This window comes from Streptomyces sp. DvalAA-43 (assembly GCF_900091725.1).
GTDB lineage: Bacteria > Actinomycetota > Actinomycetes > Streptomycetales > Streptomycetaceae > Streptomyces > Streptomyces pulveraceus.
The window spans coordinates 92,719-108,655 of record NZ_FMBW01000043.1; the positions used below are offsets into that span (position 1 = coordinate 92,719).

16 protein-coding genes are annotated in these 15,937 nt (G+C 73.5%); 5 read left to right on the forward strand and 11 right to left on the reverse strand.

From position 1 onward, the window contains the following. Window positions 1-324: 324 nt before the first annotated feature. A complete protein-coding gene (locus GA0115234_RS15145; protein WP_093541864.1) occupies window positions 325-1,083 on the reverse strand; it encodes a GntR family transcriptional regulator in 759 nt (252 codons plus the stop codon). A gap of 136 nt (window positions 1,084-1,219) precedes the next feature. Between GA0115234_RS15145 and GA0115234_RS15150 the strand changes: the two genes are divergently transcribed. Continuing rightward, the gene (locus GA0115234_RS15150; RefSeq protein WP_093541866.1) at window positions 1,220-2,242 is read left to right on the forward strand and encodes a Gfo/Idh/MocA family protein; all 1,023 of its coding nucleotides are present in this window, start codon (window positions 1,220-1,222) and stop codon (window positions 2,240-2,242) included. Window positions 2,243-2,247: 5 nt separating this feature from the next. On the opposite strand, the gene GA0115234_RS15155 is transcribed toward GA0115234_RS15150, so the two are convergent. The 5 genes from GA0115234_RS15155 to GA0115234_RS15175 form a co-directional block, all read right to left on the reverse strand. After that, window positions 2,248-2,673, reverse strand: coding sequence for a PaaI family thioesterase (locus tag GA0115234_RS15155; protein WP_093541868.1), 426 nt, complete (start codon window positions 2,671-2,673; stop codon window positions 2,248-2,250). A 16-nt stretch (window positions 2,674-2,689) separates the two neighbouring features. Then, window positions 2,690-3,907, reverse strand: coding sequence for a cytochrome P450 family protein (locus tag GA0115234_RS15160; RefSeq protein WP_093541870.1), 1,218 nt, complete (start codon window positions 3,905-3,907; stop codon window positions 2,690-2,692). Window positions 3,908-3,970: 63 nt separating this feature from the next. Further along, window positions 3,971-4,705 carry a response regulator gene (locus GA0115234_RS15165; RefSeq protein ID WP_093542377.1) on the reverse strand — a complete coding sequence of 245 codons (735 nt, stop codon included), beginning with the start codon at window positions 4,703-4,705 and terminating at the stop codon, window positions 3,971-3,973. A gap of 82 nt (window positions 4,706-4,787) precedes the next feature. Continuing rightward, window positions 4,788-6,005: a sensor histidine kinase gene (locus tag GA0115234_RS15170; RefSeq protein WP_093541872.1), complete on the reverse strand. Its 1,218-nt coding sequence runs from the start codon at window positions 6,003-6,005 to the stop codon at window positions 4,788-4,790. Window positions 6,006-6,122: 117 nt separating this feature from the next. Beyond that, window positions 6,123-7,046, reverse strand: coding sequence for a DMT family transporter (locus GA0115234_RS15175; protein WP_093541874.1), 924 nt, complete (start codon window positions 7,044-7,046; stop codon window positions 6,123-6,125). A gap of 212 nt (window positions 7,047-7,258) precedes the next feature. On the opposite strand from GA0115234_RS15175, the gene GA0115234_RS15180 reads away from it, so the two are divergent. Then, the gene (locus GA0115234_RS15180) at window positions 7,259-8,011 is read left to right on the forward strand and encodes an SDR family NAD(P)-dependent oxidoreductase (RefSeq protein ID WP_093541875.1); all 753 of its coding nucleotides are present in this window, start codon (window positions 7,259-7,261) and stop codon (window positions 8,009-8,011) included. 36 nt (window positions 8,012-8,047) lie between these two features. On the opposite strand, the gene GA0115234_RS15185 is transcribed toward GA0115234_RS15180, so the two are convergent. From GA0115234_RS15185 to allB, 3 genes are all read right to left on the reverse strand, one after another. Then, window positions 8,048-8,377, reverse strand: a complete 330-nt coding sequence (locus tag GA0115234_RS15185; protein WP_093541877.1) for a putative quinol monooxygenase — start codon at window positions 8,375-8,377, stop codon at window positions 8,048-8,050. A gap of 122 nt (window positions 8,378-8,499) precedes the next feature. Beyond that, window positions 8,500-9,615 carry an allantoicase gene (gene alc / locus GA0115234_RS15190; RefSeq protein ID WP_093541879.1) on the reverse strand — a complete coding sequence of 372 codons (1,116 nt, stop codon included), beginning with the start codon at window positions 9,613-9,615 and terminating at the stop codon, window positions 8,500-8,502. A 2-nt stretch (window positions 9,616-9,617) separates the two neighbouring features. Beyond that, complete coding sequence (allB, locus tag GA0115234_RS15195; protein WP_093541881.1) at window positions 9,618-10,961, reverse strand: allantoinase AllB; 1,344 nt, start codon at window positions 10,959-10,961, stop codon at window positions 9,618-9,620. A gap of 363 nt (window positions 10,962-11,324) precedes the next feature. Between allB and GA0115234_RS15200 the strand changes: the two genes are divergently transcribed. Then, window positions 11,325-12,125, forward strand: coding sequence for an IclR family transcriptional regulator (locus tag GA0115234_RS15200; RefSeq protein ID WP_093541882.1), 801 nt, complete (start codon window positions 11,325-11,327; stop codon window positions 12,123-12,125). Between the two features lie 60 nt (window positions 12,126-12,185). Here GA0115234_RS15200 and GA0115234_RS15205 read toward each other — a convergent pair whose 3' ends face one another. Further along, the gene (locus GA0115234_RS15205) at window positions 12,186-12,866 is read right to left on the reverse strand and encodes an ABC transporter ATP-binding protein (RefSeq protein WP_093541884.1); all 681 of its coding nucleotides are present in this window, start codon (window positions 12,864-12,866) and stop codon (window positions 12,186-12,188) included. Further along, window positions 12,863-13,957 (reverse strand): ABC transporter permease, encoded by a 1,095-nt coding sequence (locus GA0115234_RS15210; RefSeq protein WP_093541886.1) that lies wholly within the window; start codon window positions 13,955-13,957, stop codon window positions 12,863-12,865. Before GA0115234_RS15210 ends, GA0115234_RS15205 begins: the two co-directional genes overlap by 4 nt. 110 nt (window positions 13,958-14,067) lie before the next feature. On the opposite strand from GA0115234_RS15210, the gene GA0115234_RS15215 reads away from it, so the two are divergent. Next, window positions 14,068-15,279, forward strand: a complete 1,212-nt coding sequence (locus GA0115234_RS15215) for a sensor histidine kinase (protein ID WP_093541888.1) — start codon at window positions 14,068-14,070, stop codon at window positions 15,277-15,279. Beyond that, complete coding sequence (locus GA0115234_RS15220) at window positions 15,276-15,917, forward strand: response regulator (protein ID WP_093541890.1); 642 nt, start codon at window positions 15,276-15,278, stop codon at window positions 15,915-15,917. Before GA0115234_RS15215 ends, GA0115234_RS15220 begins: the two co-directional genes overlap by 4 nt. Window positions 15,918-15,937: the final 20 nt, after the last annotated feature.

Here is a 15,937-nt window from a genome sequence, read left to right on the forward strand (position 1 = left end):
TGCCCTTCTTGTGCTGCTCGCTGTACCGCTGGGAGGGGCCGGGGATGATGTGCACCCGGCCCGGCTGGCCAAGTATCCCCGAGCGGTCGGCGCCGCCGCCCGGCAGGGGCGGGACGCGTGTGTCGGCGCCGGGCGCGCGGGGGGTTCACCGGGTACCGCGCACGGTGTGTTTCTCCGGCTGCGACCCGTCGTCGGCGGTGATCGGGGGTGCTGCCTCGCGAAAGGTACGCATGGTGGGTCCGCCCTCTCTCCCGGCCGCCCGAGTGCGGCTGGAGGAGTTCTAGCGGTGGCCGTACGCGACGTCAACGGGCCGTGCGGCCGTCGTCACCGTACGAGCAGCTGGAAATCGAAGGTGTAGCGCGAGGCCCGGTAGAGGTGGGAGCCGTACTCGACCGCCCGCCCGGTGTCGTCGAAGGTGGTGCGTGTCATCGTCAGTACGGCGGCCCCCACCGCCTCGGCGAGCCGGGCCGCCTCGTCGGCGGTGGCGAGCCGGGCGCCCACGGTCTGGCGGGCGCTGTGCAGGGTGATCCCGGCGCCGCGCAGCATCCGGTACAGGCCGGTGGCCTCCAGCCGTTCGGTGTCCAGGTCGACGATCCCCGGCGGCAGGTGGTTGCGCAGGAGGGCCAGCGGCTCGCCGTGCGCGTACCGCAGCCGCTCGACGAGGTGGACGTCGGTGCCCTCGGCGAGTCCGAGCGCGTCGGCCGTCTCCGGACCGGCCGGCTCGACGGTGTTGCGCAGGACACGGGTCGTGGGGTGCCCGCCCGCGCTCTCCAGGTCGTCGTAGAGGCTGCTCAGTTCGAGCGGGCGGCGGACCGTGCTGTGCACGACCTGGGTGCCGACACCACGACGGCGGACCATCAGCCCCTTGTCGACCAGCGACTGGATGGCCTGGCGGACCGTGGGCCGGGACAGGCCGAGCCGGGCCGCGAGCTCGATCTCGTTGCCGAGGAGGCTGCCGGGGGCGAGTCGGCCCTGCTCGACGGCGGCCTCCAGCTGCTGGGCAAGCTGGAAGTACAGGGGGATCGGGCTGGTGCGGTCCACGCCGAGTTCGAGTGCGGCGGGGTCGGTGGTGGGTTTGGGCACGCGTGGAGGGTAACCCTCGTGTCGGAAGGCCGATAGTCCGGTCGTCCTGTTGTCCGGACAGCAGGACCAACGAACAAGCCGCAGCTTGTCCGGACATATGGTTGACAGCGCAGGCGGCGGACGGCACGTTGGGTCCATGCGTATCGGACTCATCGGCACCGGCCGGATCGGTTCCTTCCACGCGGGCGTGCTGGCCCGCCATCCCGAGGTGGACGCCCTGGTGGTGACGGACACCGACGGGGCGCGGGCCGCCGAGGTGGCGCGGCGCCTCGGCGCGACGACCGCCCCGGACGCCGCCGAGGTGTTCGGCGCGGGGGTGGACGCCGTGGTGATCGCCTCGGCCACCTCGGCGCACGCGGAGCTGATCGGCCGGGCCGCGCGGGCGGGGCTCCCGGCGTTCTGCGAGAAGCCGATCGCCCTGGACCTGCCGGGGACCCTGGCCGCGCTGCGCGAGGTCGAGCGGGCCGGGAGCGTGCTCCAGCTGGGCTTCATGCGCAGGTTCGACGCGGGGTACCGGGCGGCCCGCGCCGCCGTGCGGGGCGGGGCGCTGGGCAGGCTGCACACCGTGCGGGCGGTGACGATGGACCCCGCCCCGCCGCCCGCCGCCTATCTGCCGCTCTCCGGGGGGCTCTACCGGGACTGTCTCGTCCATGACTTCGACATGCTGCGGTGGGTGACGGGCCGCGAGGTGACGGAGGTGTACGCCGCCGGATCGGACGCCGGGCCCGGGATGTTCCGGGCGGCGGGCGACGTCGACACGGCGGCGGTCCTGCTGACTCTCGACGACGGCACCCTGGCCACAGCGGCGGCCACCCGCTGCAACGGAGCGGGCTACGACGTGCGGATGGAGCTGGCGGGCGAGCTGGACCAGATCACGGTCGGCCTGGACGCCCGCACGCCGGTCACCTCGGCCGAGCCCCAGGGCCCCCCGGCCCCCACCGGCCCCTGGCCCGGCTTCCTGGAGCGGTTCGCCCCGGCGTACGAGGCCGAACTGGACGCGTTCGTACAGATGGTGCGGGGCGAGCGGCCCAATCCCTGCGACGGCCGGGAGGCGTGGTCCGCGCTGCTGATCGCGGAGGCGTGCGAGGTGTCGCGCCGGGAGCGGCGCCCCGTGACGATCGCGGAGATCGCCGACGGCGCGGCGCCGCCCCGGCCCTGAGGCCGTCAGGCGGACGGCGGGGCGGCCGACAGCACGGTCCCCTGCGCGACCGCGCAGAGCGTCCGCTCCCCGTCCTCCGCCGCGGCGAACAGCTCGCAGCGGACCACCGCCTGGCGGCGGCCGGTGTGCGCGACCTCGGCGTGGGCGACGAGGGTGCGGCCGGTGGCGGGCCGGACGTACTGGATGGAGAAGCCACCGGTCAGTACGGCCCGGCCGAGGGTCGTACCGGCGGCGAAGGTGATCGCGTTGTCGGCCGCGTAGGCGAGGACCCCGCCGTGCAGAAAGCCGTTCTGCTGCTGGAGTTCCTGGCGGATGTCGACTTCGAGGGTGGCCGCGCCGTCCCCGAAGGCGGTGATCCGCGCCCCCACCAGTTCGCTGAACGGCTGGCTGTCGAGCACCCTCCGCGCCATCGGCAGGTCAAGTCCGGTCATCACAGAGCTCCTTGTCTCACCAGCGGACGGGCAGTCCGCGCACCCCGCGCAACAGCATCCCGGGGATCCAGTCCAGCTCCCCGGCCCCCGCGTCCGGTGCGAGGGAGGGGCAGCGCTCCAGCAGCGTACGGATCGCGATCCGGCCCTCCATCCGGGCCAGCGGCGCTCCCACGCAGAAGTGCATGCCGTGCCCGAAGGCCAGATGGCCCTGGGCGTCGCGGCGGATGTCGAAGGTGTCCGGCTCCGGATAGCGGGCGGGGTCCCGGTCGGCGCCCGCCAGGGACACCAGGACCGGTACGCCGGCCGGGACGACCCGCCGCCCGATCCGGACCGGCTCACGAGGGAAGCGGAACGTGGCGTTCTCCACCGGCCCGTCGTAGCGCAGCATCTCCTCGACCGCGCCGCCGATCAGCTCGGGGTCGTCCAGGAGGGCCGCCAGCTGCTCGGGATGGCCGAGCAGCGCCCGTACCCCGTTGGCGATCAGGTTGACCGTGGTCTCGTGGCCGGCGACCAGCAACAGGAAGGCCATCCCGACGAGTTCGTCGGGCGAGAGGCTGTCGCCGTCCTCGTCGCGCGTCCTGACCAGCGCGCTCATCAGGTCTTCGCCGGGCGAGCGGCGCTTGTCCTCGATGAGTTCGCCGAGGTACTCGTTCATGGCGCGCACCGCCTCCATCTCTCCCTGCGGCGAGGTGGGGGTGACCACACCGTTCGACAGCAGGCGGAAGGCGTCGCGGTCCAGGTCGGGGACGCCGATCAGCTCGCAGATGACGGTCATCGGCAGCGGGAAGGCGAGCGCGTCGACGAGATCGGCACGCCCGGCGGGCACCATCGCGTCGAGGAGCTCGTCGGTGATCTGCTGGACGCGCGGGCGCAGGGCCTCGACCCGGCGGGCGGTGAACTCCCGGGCGACGAGCCTGCGCAGCCGGGTGTGACGGGGCGCGTCCAGCTCCAGCAGGTTGAGGAAGATGGGGTCGCTCTCGACGGGTGCGCCCGGCAGCCCCCGCCAGTCCTTGGCGAACCGCGGGTCGGCGAGGGCCGCGCGGGCCTCGTCGTACCCCACCACGAGCCAGACGCGGTCGAACTCGTCGGTGCGGACGGTGTGCACCGGGCCCGCCGCGCGCAGCTTCTCGTAGTACGGGTACGGGTTCGCGGTGAAGTCCGCCAACCCTCGCAGATCGACATCCACTTCGGCATGCCCACCGACAACTTCGGCATGACCACTGACATCGGACATGGGATCGCCCCTCCCGGTCGGACCGCCCGTTCGGCCCGGTCGTTTCGGACAGAACGGTTCACCCTATGCCGACGGTTCCCCGCCGTCGTCGTCGAGCAGGCCCGCGTCGTGCACCAACAGCGCGATCTGGACACGGTTGTTGAAGCCGAACCTGGCCAGGATCCGGGACACCTGGGTCTTCACGGTCGCCACGCTGAGATAGAGCGTCGCGGCGATCTCCGCGTTGGAACGGCCGTGGGCGACGGCGATCGCGACCTCGCGTTCCCGCTCGGCGAGGGCGGCGATCCGCTGCCGCGCCCGGTCGGCGCGGTCCATGCGCTCGTCGTGGCCGCCGCGGGGACCGGTCCCGGCGGCACGGTCCATGAGCCGACGGGTCACCGCGGGCGACAGCACCGGGTCCCCGGCCGCCACCCGTCGCACCGATTCGACGATCTGTGCCGGCGGGGTGTCCTTCAGGACGAATCCGGCCGCCCCGGCGCGGATGGCCCGCAACACCTGTTCGTCGGCGTGGAACGTCGTCAGGACGATGACCTCCGGGGCGTCGGGCCGGGTGCGCAGTGCCTCGGTCGCGGTCAGCCCGTCCATGGCCGGCATCCGGATGTCCATCAGCACCACGTCGGGGCGCAGCCGGTCGACGAGACCGGCGACCTCCGTGCCGTCCGCCCCCTCCCCCACGATGTCGATGTCGTCGGCGCCGCCGAGCATGAGGGCGAGTCCCGCCCGTACGAGCGGGTCGTCGTCGACGATGAGCAGCCGGACGGGCCGTGCCACGGGATCCATCGGGGTGGGGGTGGTCATGGCGACCACCGTAGTCAGGCCCGCACCCCGGACGTACCGGGGACCGTCGTACCCGCCCCTGACCGCCACGCCGCCGTGGCCGTCAGGCCGGCCACGGCAGCGTGGCCCGGATACGGAAGCCGCCGTCCGGCAGCGGCCCGTGGTCGAGGCCGCCCCCGGCCAGGGTGGCGCGTTCGGTGAGTCCGATGAGCCCCTGGCCGGAGCCGGGTACCTGCTCGAAGGGCCGGGTGGGTGCCGGATTGCGCACCTCGACGGTGAGCCCCTGGCCCGGAGCGCCGGTGACCGTGACGGTGACCTCGGCGCCGGGCGCGTGTTTGCGGGCGTTGGTCAGGCCCTCCTGGACGATGCGGTAGACGGTTCGGCCGGTGGCGGCGGGGGCGGTGGCGGGGTCGCCGACGTGGTTGTCGAGGGTGACCTTCATGCCGGCCGGCCGGGATTCGGCGATCAGCTCGTCGAGGCTGGCGAGGGTGGGCTGCGGCCTGTCGCCGTCGCTCTCGCCGGGGCTGCGCAGGACTCCGATGATCTCGCGGAGGTCCTGGAGCGCCTCGTGGGCGCTGTCCCGGATGACCCCGGCCGCCCGTGCCACCTCGGCGGTCGGTGCGTCGGGGCGGAATTCGAGGGCACCGGCGTGGACGCTGAGCAGGGTAAGCCGGTGGGCGAGGACGTCGTGCATCTCGCGGGCGATGGCCTCGCGGGCCAGCCGCTGTGCCTGTTCGGCACGGAGCGCCGCCTCGGTCTCGGCCCGGCGGGCCCGCTCGCGCAGGGTGACGACGAGCTGGCGCCTGGAGCGTACGACCATGCCCCAGCTGATCACCAGCAGCGGCAGCAGCACCCCCATGACCGTGGCCCCGAGGAACGAGGTGTCCGGGTCGGGGCGCAGATACGGCTGTACGGGGGCCAGCGCCAGGGCGAGCGCCCCGACGGCCGCCACGGGCCGGAACGGCCGGTGCACGGCCACGCCGAACAGCGCGACGAGCATGGCCCCCGCCGAGACCGGCTCGATCGCGGCGACCAGGACCAGGGCCACCGCGACGCCGACCGGCCACCGCCGCCGCACCCACAGGGCGCAGCAGGCCAGCGCGCCGATCACGATGTCGGCGGCCAGGATGCCGTCGGGGGTGGAGCGGTCGGCCTCGATCGCGGCCGCCGCGAGCATGCCGATCCCGGCCGCGCAGAAGAAGGCGGTCAGGTCGACGGCCCAGTCCCGCACGGTGCGTCGGGAGCGGCCGCGCCGGTCGCCGGGCAGCTCGGGGTCGGCCATCGCCGAGGGCAGCAGCCAGCGGTACTCCGTACGCGTCATGCCCCAAAACTACCCAGGTCAGACGGATGACCTCGGCCGCTGGTACGCGTCGAGCGACCAAAGTCGCGGAACACGAGACTTTCGGACGGGGCGCGGGGCCGGTGGCCGTCGCCCGGCTCAGCCGGCGGCCGGGGTGACCGCGCGCCGCCCCCAGGCGGTTGCCGCCAGGACGAGCACCGCGCCCACCGCGCCGAGGACGCCGAGCCGCTCGCCGCCGATCGCGATGCCGACGGCGGCGGCCCAGAGCGGCTCCGTGCCGAGCAGCAGGCTGACCCGGGACGGCGAGGTGCGGCGCACCGACCACATCTGTACGAAGAAGGCGAAGAGCGTGCAGAAGACGGAGAGGAACAGCAGCCCGCCCCATTCCCGGACGCCGAACCCCGCGGCCACCGTCCACGGCGCCTCCCCGGTACCGGGCACGGCCGCGAGCACGGCGAAGACGGCGACGGCGCTGCCGAGCTGGACCGTGGTCAGCGACAGCGAGTCGGCCCCCTGCACGGACTTGATACGGGCCATCAGCAGCACGTGCACGGTGCGGGCGAGGGCGGCCACCAGCATCAGCAGATCACCGGGCGACGGGCTGGTGAATCCGCCGCCCTGGGTCAGCAGCACCACACCGGCGACCGAGAGCGCCGCGGCGGCGAGGAAGGCCCTGGGCGGCCGGACACGGGTCACCGCGCCCTCGGCGAGCGGGGTGACGATCATGGTGAGGCTGATGATGAGGCCCGCGTTGGTCGCCGAGGTGTGCACGACGCCGTACGTCTCCACGAGGAAGATCGCGCTGAGGACGAGCCCCAGCAGACCGGCCCCCCGCCACTGCGCCGCGTCGAGCGCCCGCAGCCTGCGACGGCCGACGACCACCAGCACCGGCAGCACGACGGCGAATCGCAGCACGAGCACGGCGACGACGGTCTGGGCGGTGGTGATGCCCTTGGCCGCCAGATAGCTCGAACCCCACACGACCGCGACGAGCAGCACGGGCAGGTCGGTGAGCCAGGCGCGGCGGGACGGGGCAAGCGTGGGCACGGCGATCGAGGACACCTGGCCTGGTTCTCCTGGTTCTCCACGGCGGGAACGATGTGGAGACCTCGATGGCTCACACGCGGGAACGATCACCGTACCGGGCACCGCCCCCCCGCCGGACAGCCCTCGTCGACGTCCGATTCCCGCCGGTATCGGCCGGGCTCAACGACTTTCCTGGTCCGTGTCGAACAACGACCGACACAACACCGCCGACGTACGAGGAACCCACGATGACCAGCACCAGCACCACCGGCACGACCCGGACCGCACTCGTCACCGGAGGCAGCCGCGGCATCGGCGCCGCGACCGCCCTGCGGCTCGCCCGGGAGGGGGTCGATGTGGCCCTGACGTACGTACAGGACGAGGCGGCCGCGACGGCGGTCGTCGATGAGATCCGCTCGTACGGCCGGCGCGGGATCGCCCTGCGGGTGGACTCGGCCGACCCCGAGGCGGTCCCGGCGGCCGTGCACGGCGCCGCGGACACGCTCGGCCGGCTGGACATCCTCGTCAACAACGCGGGCATCGGGGTGCTCGGGCCCATCGGCGCCCTCACCCACGCCGATGTGGACCGGGTGCTCGCGGTCAATGTGCGGGCGGTGTTCCTGGCCTGCCGGGCGGCGGCGGAGGTCCTGGAGGACGGTGGCCGCATCGTCTCGGTCGGCACGGCGCTCAGCCGGTACACCGGCGGGTCCGGCTCCACGCTCTACGCGATGAGCAAGTCGGCGCTGACGGGTCTCACCAAGCCGCTCGCCCGTGAACTGGGGCCGCGCGGCATCACGGTCAATCTGGTGCAGCCCGGACCGGTCGACACGGATCTCAACCCGGCCGACGGCCCGTTCGCCGCCGGCCAGCGCTCGGCGACCGCCCTGGGCCGGTTCGGCACGACGGACGAAGTGGCTTCCCTGATCGCCTACTTGGCCAGTGCCGGGGCGGCGTACATCACCGGTACGGAGGTGACGGTGGACGGCGGCCACGCGGCCTGAACGGACCGGCCCCGCGCGGCCCCGGCGCGGTGCGGTTCACCGCGAGCGCGGGGTGACCTCCGCCATCCGGGACCAACCCTCGCCCGGCACCTCGACGTTGATGATCTCCGGGGTCTCGGCGACGAGGTCCGCCATCAGGTCCATGGCCGAGGCGAAGTGCTCGGACTTCACGTGGGCCGCACCGGCCTCGGGGGAGGCGAAGGCCTCCAGCAGGACGAACTGGTCGGGGTTCTCGACGCTGTACGACCACTCGAAGAAGACGTTGCCCGGCTCCTGCCGGGTGGCGAGGGTGAAGGGCTCGACGGCCGGGAGCCAGTTGTCGCGCTCTTCGCTGCGTACGGTGAACTTGACGGCGATGAAGATCATGCACCCAGGGTCCCATATGCCCCTGGATGCGGACTCATCGGGCACACCCGGATGGTGTCGGCCCCGGCCCGGACGAGGCGTCCGGGCCGGGGCCGGCGTGCGGGCGCACAGGGCCCGGGTCCTCAGCCGCCCAGCTCGCGGTGGCGGGCCGCCAGCCGTGCGGCGCCCTCCTCGGTCGGTGAGCCGAACAGCCGCAGCCGGGAGATTCCGCCGTCCGGGAAGATGTCGATCCGGATGTGCGTGGCCCGGACCTCCTCCGGCAGGACGAAGCGGTGGTCGGTGTCGGGCTGCAGCCGGGTCCGGGGCAGCACCTCGGTCCAGTCCCCGCTCCCGCCGTCGCGGGCAAAGAGGCTCGCCCAGCCCGCCGAGTTGCCCTTCAGATACGCGGTGTCGATCTCGACGGCGCGGATCCGCGCCTGCTCGACGAGCCGGTAGCGGATCCAGTCGTTGCCCCGGTCGCGCCGCCGCCGGGTCTCCCAGCCGTCGTCCATCTTGCGGGACCGGCCGGGCTGGATGGTGTGGGTGGCCGGGGAGTAGAAGCGGTCGGAGGCGTCCTCCACCGTGCCGCCGTTCTCCAGGGCGACCAGGTCGAAGGTGCCGAGGGCGGCCAGCCACGCGGGGTCGGGAACGACCTCGCCGTACACCCGGAGGCGGGCTATCCCCCCGTCGGGGTGCTGGTTGACCCGCAGATGGGTGAAGCGCCGCCCGGCCTCGACCGAGAAGCCGTTGGCGGCGTGCCCGCCAACCGGCGTACGGGGTACGAGCGTCGTCCACTCGACCCCGGGCGCGAGGAGTTCCCCGGGCGACGGGGAGCCGGGCACGCAGGCCGCCTCGACGGAGACCGCCTGCGGGTAGTTGCCGCGGAAGTGGGCCGTGTCGACGACGATGCCGCGCACGATTCCGGGCGCGCCGAGCCGTACCAGCGCCCAGTCGTGGTCCCCGTCCGCCGGGTGCGGCTCGTCCGCACTCGCGCCGCGACGGCGGCGGGTCTCCCAGCCGTCCATGATCTTGCCCTTGTGGCCGAAGCGCTCGGGGTCGAACTCGGCGGGCTCCGGCCTGAGCAGGTTCTCGCGCTCGGCGAAGAACTCGTCGTTGGCGGCGATCACCCCCGCGCCGAGCCGCCGGTCGGCGAGGTCGACGAGGCCGGTGAAGGGGAAGTCGGCGGTGCGGTAGTCGGCGTACGGGTCGCCGCCGCCGTACGGGTTCGCGTCACCGGTGAAGCGCTCGGTCGCCGTCATGGTCAGTGGTTCCTTTCGAGGAGCCGTCCGGTGGGTCCGGCGACGGCGCCGTCGGCGGCGATCCGTTCGCCGCGCAGCCAGGTCGACTTCACGACGCCGAGCAGGGTCTTTCCGGCGTATGCGGTGACCTGGTTGCGGTGGAAGAGTTCGGCGGGGTCGACGGTGAACGTCTCGTCGGGGGCGAGCACCGCGAAGTCCGCGTCGCGTCCGGCCTCGATGGCCCCCTTCCGGGTCAGCCCGGCGAGCCGCGCGGGGGCGGCCGACATCCAGCGGGCGACGTCGTCGAGCGAGTGGCCACGCCTGCGGGCCTCGGTCCAGATGGCGGGCAGTCCCAGCTGGAGGGAGGAGATCCCACCCCAGGCGGAGGCGAAGTCCGGCGTCTTCAGCTCGGTGGTGCACGGCGAGTGGTCGGAGACGACGCAGTCGATCGTGCCGCCGGCCAGCCCCTCCCACAGCGCGTCCTGGTTGGCGGCCTCGCGGATCGGCGGGCAGCACTTGAACTCCGTGGCGCCGTCCGGGACCTCCTCGGCGGTGAGGGTGAGGAAGTGCGGGCAGGACTCGACGGTGATCCGTACGCCTTCGCGCTTGGCGGCGGCGATCATCGGCAGTGCGTCACTGGAGGACAGATGCAGCACATGGACGCGGGCGTTCAGCCGCCTGGCATGCCCGATCAGGCCCTCGATCGCGGTGTTCTCGGCGTCGCGCGGCCGGGAGGCGAGGAAGTCGGCGTAGGCGGGCCCGCTGCGCTGCGGGGCGGAGGCCAGATGGCGCGGGTCCTCGGCGTGCACGATCAGCAGGCCGCCGAAACCGGCGATCTCCGCCATGGACCGGGCCAGCTGCTCCTGGTCGAGCTCCGGGAACTCATCGACGCCGGAGGGCGACAGGAAGCACTTGAAGCCGAACACCCCGGCCTCGTGCAGCGGCCGCAGGTCCTTGACGTTGGACGGGATCGCGCCGCCCCAGAAGCCGGTGTCGATGTGCGCCTTGGGGGCGGCCACCTGCTGCTTGGTGCGCAGATGGGCGACGGTGGTGGTCGGCGGGAGGGAGTTGAGCGGCATGTCGAGCAGGGTGGTGATGCCGCCCGCCGCCGCCGCGCGGGTGGCGGTGAAGAAGCCCTCCCACTCGGTGCGGCCCGGGTCGTTCACATGGACGTGCGTGTCGACGAGTCCGGGCAGCAGGACGTCGTCGCCGAAGTCCTCCAGCCGAGCGCCGGCCGGCACCTCGGTGCCGTACGGCAGGACGGCGTCGATACGCCCGTCGGCGACGGCGACCGCCGCGGGGCGCGTCCCGTCCGGGGTGACGACACGCGTCGAGCGCAGTACCAGTTCCACGTCCGCACCGGACACCCGTGCTCCTCACTTCGGACCTTCGAACGCTGACGAATTCAACGAACTGTTGAAGGAGTCTTCACTCGGGATCCGGGCCCGTCAAGACCCCACTTTCCTCGCCGAGCGGCCGGTCGGCCACCGCGCGCCCACAACTGGAGATTTCCACAAAGTAAAAGTCCTATTTCGGAGAGCGGAACGTAACATGGGACCAGTGCGGCCCCGCGGAACGGCCCCGCCGAAGGCCGACACCGGGACAAACGGGCTCTGACCGGCCAGGACTCCGCACCCGGAGCAGTGGGCCGATCGGGAACCGCCCGGTAGGCTGCTGGGTGCCTCGCCGGGCGGGGCACCCGCTCTTCCGCCTCGAAAGGACCGTTTGACGTGCCGCCGTCCCACGCCAGCACATCCGACTCCAAGCCCGCCGCTTCCAGCGGTGGTGTGCAGTCCCTTGAGCGTGCCTTCGATCTTCTGGAGCGGATGGCGGACGCGGGGGGTGAGGTCGGGCTGAGCGAACTCTCCGCGAGCAGTGGGCTCCCGCTGCCGACCATCCACCGCCTGATGCGCACCCTGGTGCTCTGCGGATACGTCCGCCAGCAGCCCAACCGGCGCTACGCCCTCGGCCCCCGGCTGATCCGGCTCGGCGAGTCCGCGTCCCGGCTCCTGGGCACCTGGGCCCGCCCGTATCTCGCGCGGCTGGTCGAGGAGACCGGCGAGACCGCGAACATGGCGCTGCTCGACGGCGACGAGATCGTGTACGTGGCGCAGGTGCCGTCCAAGCACTCGATGCGCATGTTCACCGAGGTGGGCCGCCGGGTGCTCCCCCACTCCACGGGTGTCGGCAAGGCGCTGCTGGCGCACACGCCGCCGGACGAGGTGCGCGCCCTGCTCGCCCGTACCGGGATGCCGGCCGCCACCGAGAAGACGATCACCACCCCCGACGGCTTCCTCGACGCACTGGAGCAGGTCCGCCGGCTCGGTTACGCGGTCGACGACAACGAGCAGGAGATCGGGGTCCGCTGTCTGGCGGTCTCCGTCCCGAACTCCCCCACCTCGGCCGCGATCTCGATCTCCGGTCCGGCGGGCCGGGTGACGGACGCCGCGACGGAGCGGATCGTACCGATCCTCCAGCAGGCCGCGAAGGAGCTCTCCGACGCGCTGGCGAGCAGCGGCTCCACCGGCTGAGACGACGCGGGGAGGGGGCGGGCGGCCGACGCCACCCGCCCCCTCCCCGCTTCCTTCTTCTCAGACCGGTTCGGGCACCGTCAGGCGGCCGTCGTCCATCCGGACCGTGCGGTCCGCCCGGTCCAGATGGGTCCGGTCGTGCGTGACCAGCACCGTCGCCGTCGACCGCGACCGGGTCAGCGCGACCAGCAGGTCCAGCACCGCCGCTCCCCGCTCGTGGTCGAGCGCGCTGGTCGGTTCGTCGACCAGCAGCACCGCCGGGTCGTTCATCAGGGCCCGCGCGATGTTGATCCGCTGCCGCTGTCCGCCCGACAGCTGGTGCGGCCTGCGTCCGGCCTGGTCCGCCAGGCCGACCGCGTCCAGGAGTTCCAGCGCCCGGCCGCGGGCTCCGCGTACCGAACCGCCCGAGAGGTGGGTCATCACCTGGAGCTGTTCGGCCGCCGTGAGCGAGGGCAGCAGATTGGGCTGCTGGAAGACGATGCCGATGCGCTCCCGGCGCAGCTCCGCCTGTTGCGCACGGCCCAGGCCCGCGGTCTCCGTACCGGCGACGACCACCCGGCCCTCGTCCGGGGTGACCAGGGTCGCGGCCACCGCGAGCAGGCTGGACTTGCCGGAGCCGGACGGCCCCACGACCGCGGTGAGCGTCCCCGCGGGCACGTCCAGCGAGATCCGGTCGAGGGCGGTGAGCCGGCCGTCGCCGTCGGGGTAGGTGAGGGTGACATCGGCGAGGGTCAGGGTCATCGGGCACTCCCGAGTGCGGTGAGCGGGTCGACGGCGGTGATCCGCCGGATGGACAGGGCCGCCCCGAGGGCACCGAGGACGATCATGACGGCGGCCGGGACCAGGACGGTCGCCGCGTCGAGGACGAACGGCACGGCCCCGCCACTGATCAGGGCGCCGAGCCCGGAGGCGAGCGCGGTGCCCACGCCCGTACCGACCGCGAGCATCACGACGGCCTGCCCGAGCGCGTCGCGCAGCAGATAGCGGGTGGAGGCGCCGAGTGCCTTCAGCACCGCGACATCGCCGCTGCGCTGGATCGTCCAGACGGTGAAGAAGGCGCCGATGACCAGGGCGGAGATGGCGAAGAGGAAACCGCGCATCAGCTGGAGCGAGCCGTTCTCGGCCTGGTAGGAGCCGATGGCGGTGAGGGAGTCGGCGAGGGAGAGCGTGCTGGTGCCGGCCGCCCGGTCGCCCGCGGCGAGATCGGCGCCGCCGGTGGTGGTCAGGGCGATCACCGTGGCGTGCCGGGCCCGGCCCCCGCCGTCGCCGCCGAACCGCTGCCAGTCGTCGAGCGAGGTCCACACGACCGGCGTGTGGCTGTAGGAGGCGTCCCCCGCGACGGCCGCGACGGTGACCTCGGTGCCACCGAACCGCAGCCGGTCACCGGTCCCGGCGGCCAGGTCGTCGGCGGCCTGCTCGGACAGCACCACCTTCCCCGGTCCGACCCGCGCGCCACCGGCGGGCGCCAGGCCCCCGTCCGGCTCGACCCCGAACGCCGAGACCGCGGCGGTGCGCCCGCCCTGGACGGCGACGGCGTTGAGCGTACGGATGCCGAGCGGTTCCGCACCGCTCACCCCCGGCCGCTCCGCCCAGCTCCGCCAGGCGCTCTCCTCGACGGACGAGTCGGTGAAGGACACGGCGCGGCCGTCGGGCGGGGCCGCGAACGCCAGGTGGTCGGCGTTCAGCCCCGTGACGGCCGAGGTGTTCTCCCGGGCCAGACCGGCGGTGAGGCCGGACAACAGACCCACGAGCAGCGTGATCAGCACCACGACCGTGCCCATGAGCGCGAACCGGCCCTTGGCGAACCGGAGATCTCTCCATGCGACGAACATGGCCCCAGCCTCGCCGTCCGGGCCGCCGGAAACATCGCTCGGCGGTGGGGCCCGACATCAACCTTTCGATTGACCGGCCCCCGCCGCCCCGCGTCTACGCTGGACGAATCATGGATTCCCGCGCCCACCCCCCGGTCACCGCCGCACTGCGGCTGTGTCTGCACGCGCTGCTGATCGGGCTGCTCGCCCTCGCGGCGGTCCGGGCCGTCGGCGACGGCACACCGCACGCCACCGCCGTCGTCGTGGTCGCCTGCCTGATGGCCGCCCTGTACGCGGCGGGCGCGCTCGCCCCCGCCGTGCAGCCTCGCACCCGCCCGGCCGCGCTCTGGCTGGCCGCGCTGGGCGCCGTGTGGCTGGCGCTGCTGGCCCTGTCGCCGGACAGCCTCTGGGTGGCCTTCCCGCTCTACTTCCTGCAACTGCATCTGCTGCCGACGCGCTGGGCCCTGCCGGCCGTCGCCGCCACCGCCCTCGCCGCCATCGCCGGTTTCGTGCTGCACGGCCAGGCCGTCAACCCGGGCACCTTCATCGGGCCGCTGCTCGGGGCGGCGGTAGCGGTCGCGACGGTCCTCGGGTACGAGGCGCTGTTCCGGGAGAGCGAACGGCGCCGGGAGCTCATCGAGGAGCTGATGTCGACCCGGGCGGAGCTCGCCGAGGCGGAACGCACCGCGGGCACGCTCGCCGAGCGCGAGCGGCTGGCCCGGGAGATCCACGACACCCTCGCCCAGGGGCTGTCCAGCATCCAGCTGCTGCTGCGCGCCGCCGAACGCACCCTGCCCGCCGACGACCCCGCCACCGCGCACGTCCGCCGGGCCCGCGAGGCCGCGCAGGAGAATCTCGCCGAGGCCCGCCGCTTCGTCCGCGCCCTGTCGCCGCCCGATCTGGAGAACGGCTCCCTGGCCGCTGCGCTGGAACGCCTCTCGTCCCGCACGACCGGCCCCGGCCTCACGGTGCAGTGCGCGGTGAGCGGCACACCGGTGGAGCTGCCCACGCCGTACGAGGTGGCGCTGTTGCGTACCGCCCAGTCGGCGCTGGCCAACACGGTGCGGCACGCCGGGGCTGGGCGCGCGGAGATCACCCTCAGCTTCATGGACACCTCGGTGTCGCTGGACGTCGTCGACGACGGCCGGGGGTTCACCCCGGGTCCCGGCCCGGTCGCCGCGGACCGGGACACCGGGGGGTTCGGACTGCCGGCGATGCGGGCGCGGGCCCGTTCGCTGGGCGGCACGCTCAGTGTCGAGTCGGCCCCCGGCCAGGGCACCGCCGTCGCCCTGACCCTTCCGCTCCCGATCCCCGACGGCCGGCCAGGACAGGACGCCGCATGACCGCCTCCCCCGCCCCCATCAGGCTGCTGCTCGCCGACGACCACCCGGTGGTACGGGCGGGGCTGCGGGCCGTGCTCGATGCCGAACCCGGCTTCCGGGTGGTCGCCGAGGCGGCCACCGCCGAGCGGGCCGTCGAACTCGCCGCGGCCGGTGGCTTCGACGTGGTCCTCATGGACCTCCAGTTCGGCGCGGGCATGCACGGATCGCAGGCCACCGCGGCGATCACGGCACACCCGGACGCGCCCCACGTCCTGATCCTCACCACGTACGACTCGGACGCCGACATCCTGGCCGCGGTCGAGGCGGGCGCCGCCGGCTACCTGCTCAAGGACGCCCCGCCGGAGGAGCTGGCGGCGGCGGTACGCACGGCCGCGGCGGGCCGCTCGGCGCTCGCACCGGCCGTGGCCCACCGGCTGATGGACCGCATGCGGACGCCCGCGGAGGCGCTGACCAAGCGCGAGCTGGAGGTCCTGCAACTGGTCGGCGAGGGGCTGTCGAACCTGCAGATCAGCAAGCGGCTCTTCCTCAGCCAGGCGACGGTCAAGTCCCATCTGGTGCACATCTACGCCAAGCTGGGCGTGGACTCCCGCACCTCGGCGGTCGCGGCGGCGACGGCCCGCAGGCTCATCCGCCGCTGACCCCGCCCCTGTACGGCTGC

What these genes read in the sequence shown, in the direction of transcription:
- GA0115234_RS15150 (WP_093541866.1), top strand. Translation starts at nt 1,220, where the DNA reads ATGCGTATCGGACTCATCGGCACCGGCCGGATCGGTTCCTTCCACGCG.
- GA0115234_RS15155 (WP_093541868.1), bottom strand. Translation starts at nt 2,673, where the DNA reads ATGACCGGACTTGACCTGCCGATGGCGCGGAGGGTGCTCGACAGCCAG.
- GA0115234_RS15160 (WP_093541870.1), bottom strand. Translation starts at nt 3,907, where the DNA reads ATGTCCGATGTCAGTGGTCATGCCGAAGTTGTCGGTGGGCATGCCGAA.
- GA0115234_RS15165 (WP_093542377.1), bottom strand. Translation starts at nt 4,705, where the DNA reads ATGACCACCCCCACCCCGATGGATCCCGTGGCACGGCCCGTCCGGCTG.
- GA0115234_RS15170 (WP_093541872.1), bottom strand. Translation starts at nt 6,005, where the DNA reads ATGACGCGTACGGAGTACCGCTGGCTGCTGCCCTCGGCGATGGCCGAC.
- GA0115234_RS15180 (WP_093541875.1), top strand. Translation starts at nt 7,259, where the DNA reads ATGACCAGCACCAGCACCACCGGCACGACCCGGACCGCACTCGTCACC.
- GA0115234_RS15185 (WP_093541877.1), bottom strand. Translation starts at nt 8,377, where the DNA reads ATGATCTTCATCGCCGTCAAGTTCACCGTACGCAGCGAAGAGCGCGAC.
- alc (WP_093541879.1), bottom strand. Translation starts at nt 9,615, where the DNA reads ATGACGGCGACCGAGCGCTTCACCGGTGACGCGAACCCGTACGGCGGC.
- GA0115234_RS15205 (WP_093541884.1), bottom strand. Translation starts at nt 12,866, where the DNA reads ATGACCCTGACCCTCGCCGATGTCACCCTCACCTACCCCGACGGCGAC.
- GA0115234_RS15210 (WP_093541886.1), bottom strand. Translation starts at nt 13,957, where the DNA reads ATGTTCGTCGCATGGAGAGATCTCCGGTTCGCCAAGGGCCGGTTCGCG.
- GA0115234_RS15215 (WP_093541888.1), top strand. Translation starts at nt 14,068, where the DNA reads ATGGATTCCCGCGCCCACCCCCCGGTCACCGCCGCACTGCGGCTGTGT.
- GA0115234_RS15220 (WP_093541890.1), top strand. Translation starts at nt 15,276, where the DNA reads ATGACCGCCTCCCCCGCCCCCATCAGGCTGCTGCTCGCCGACGACCAC.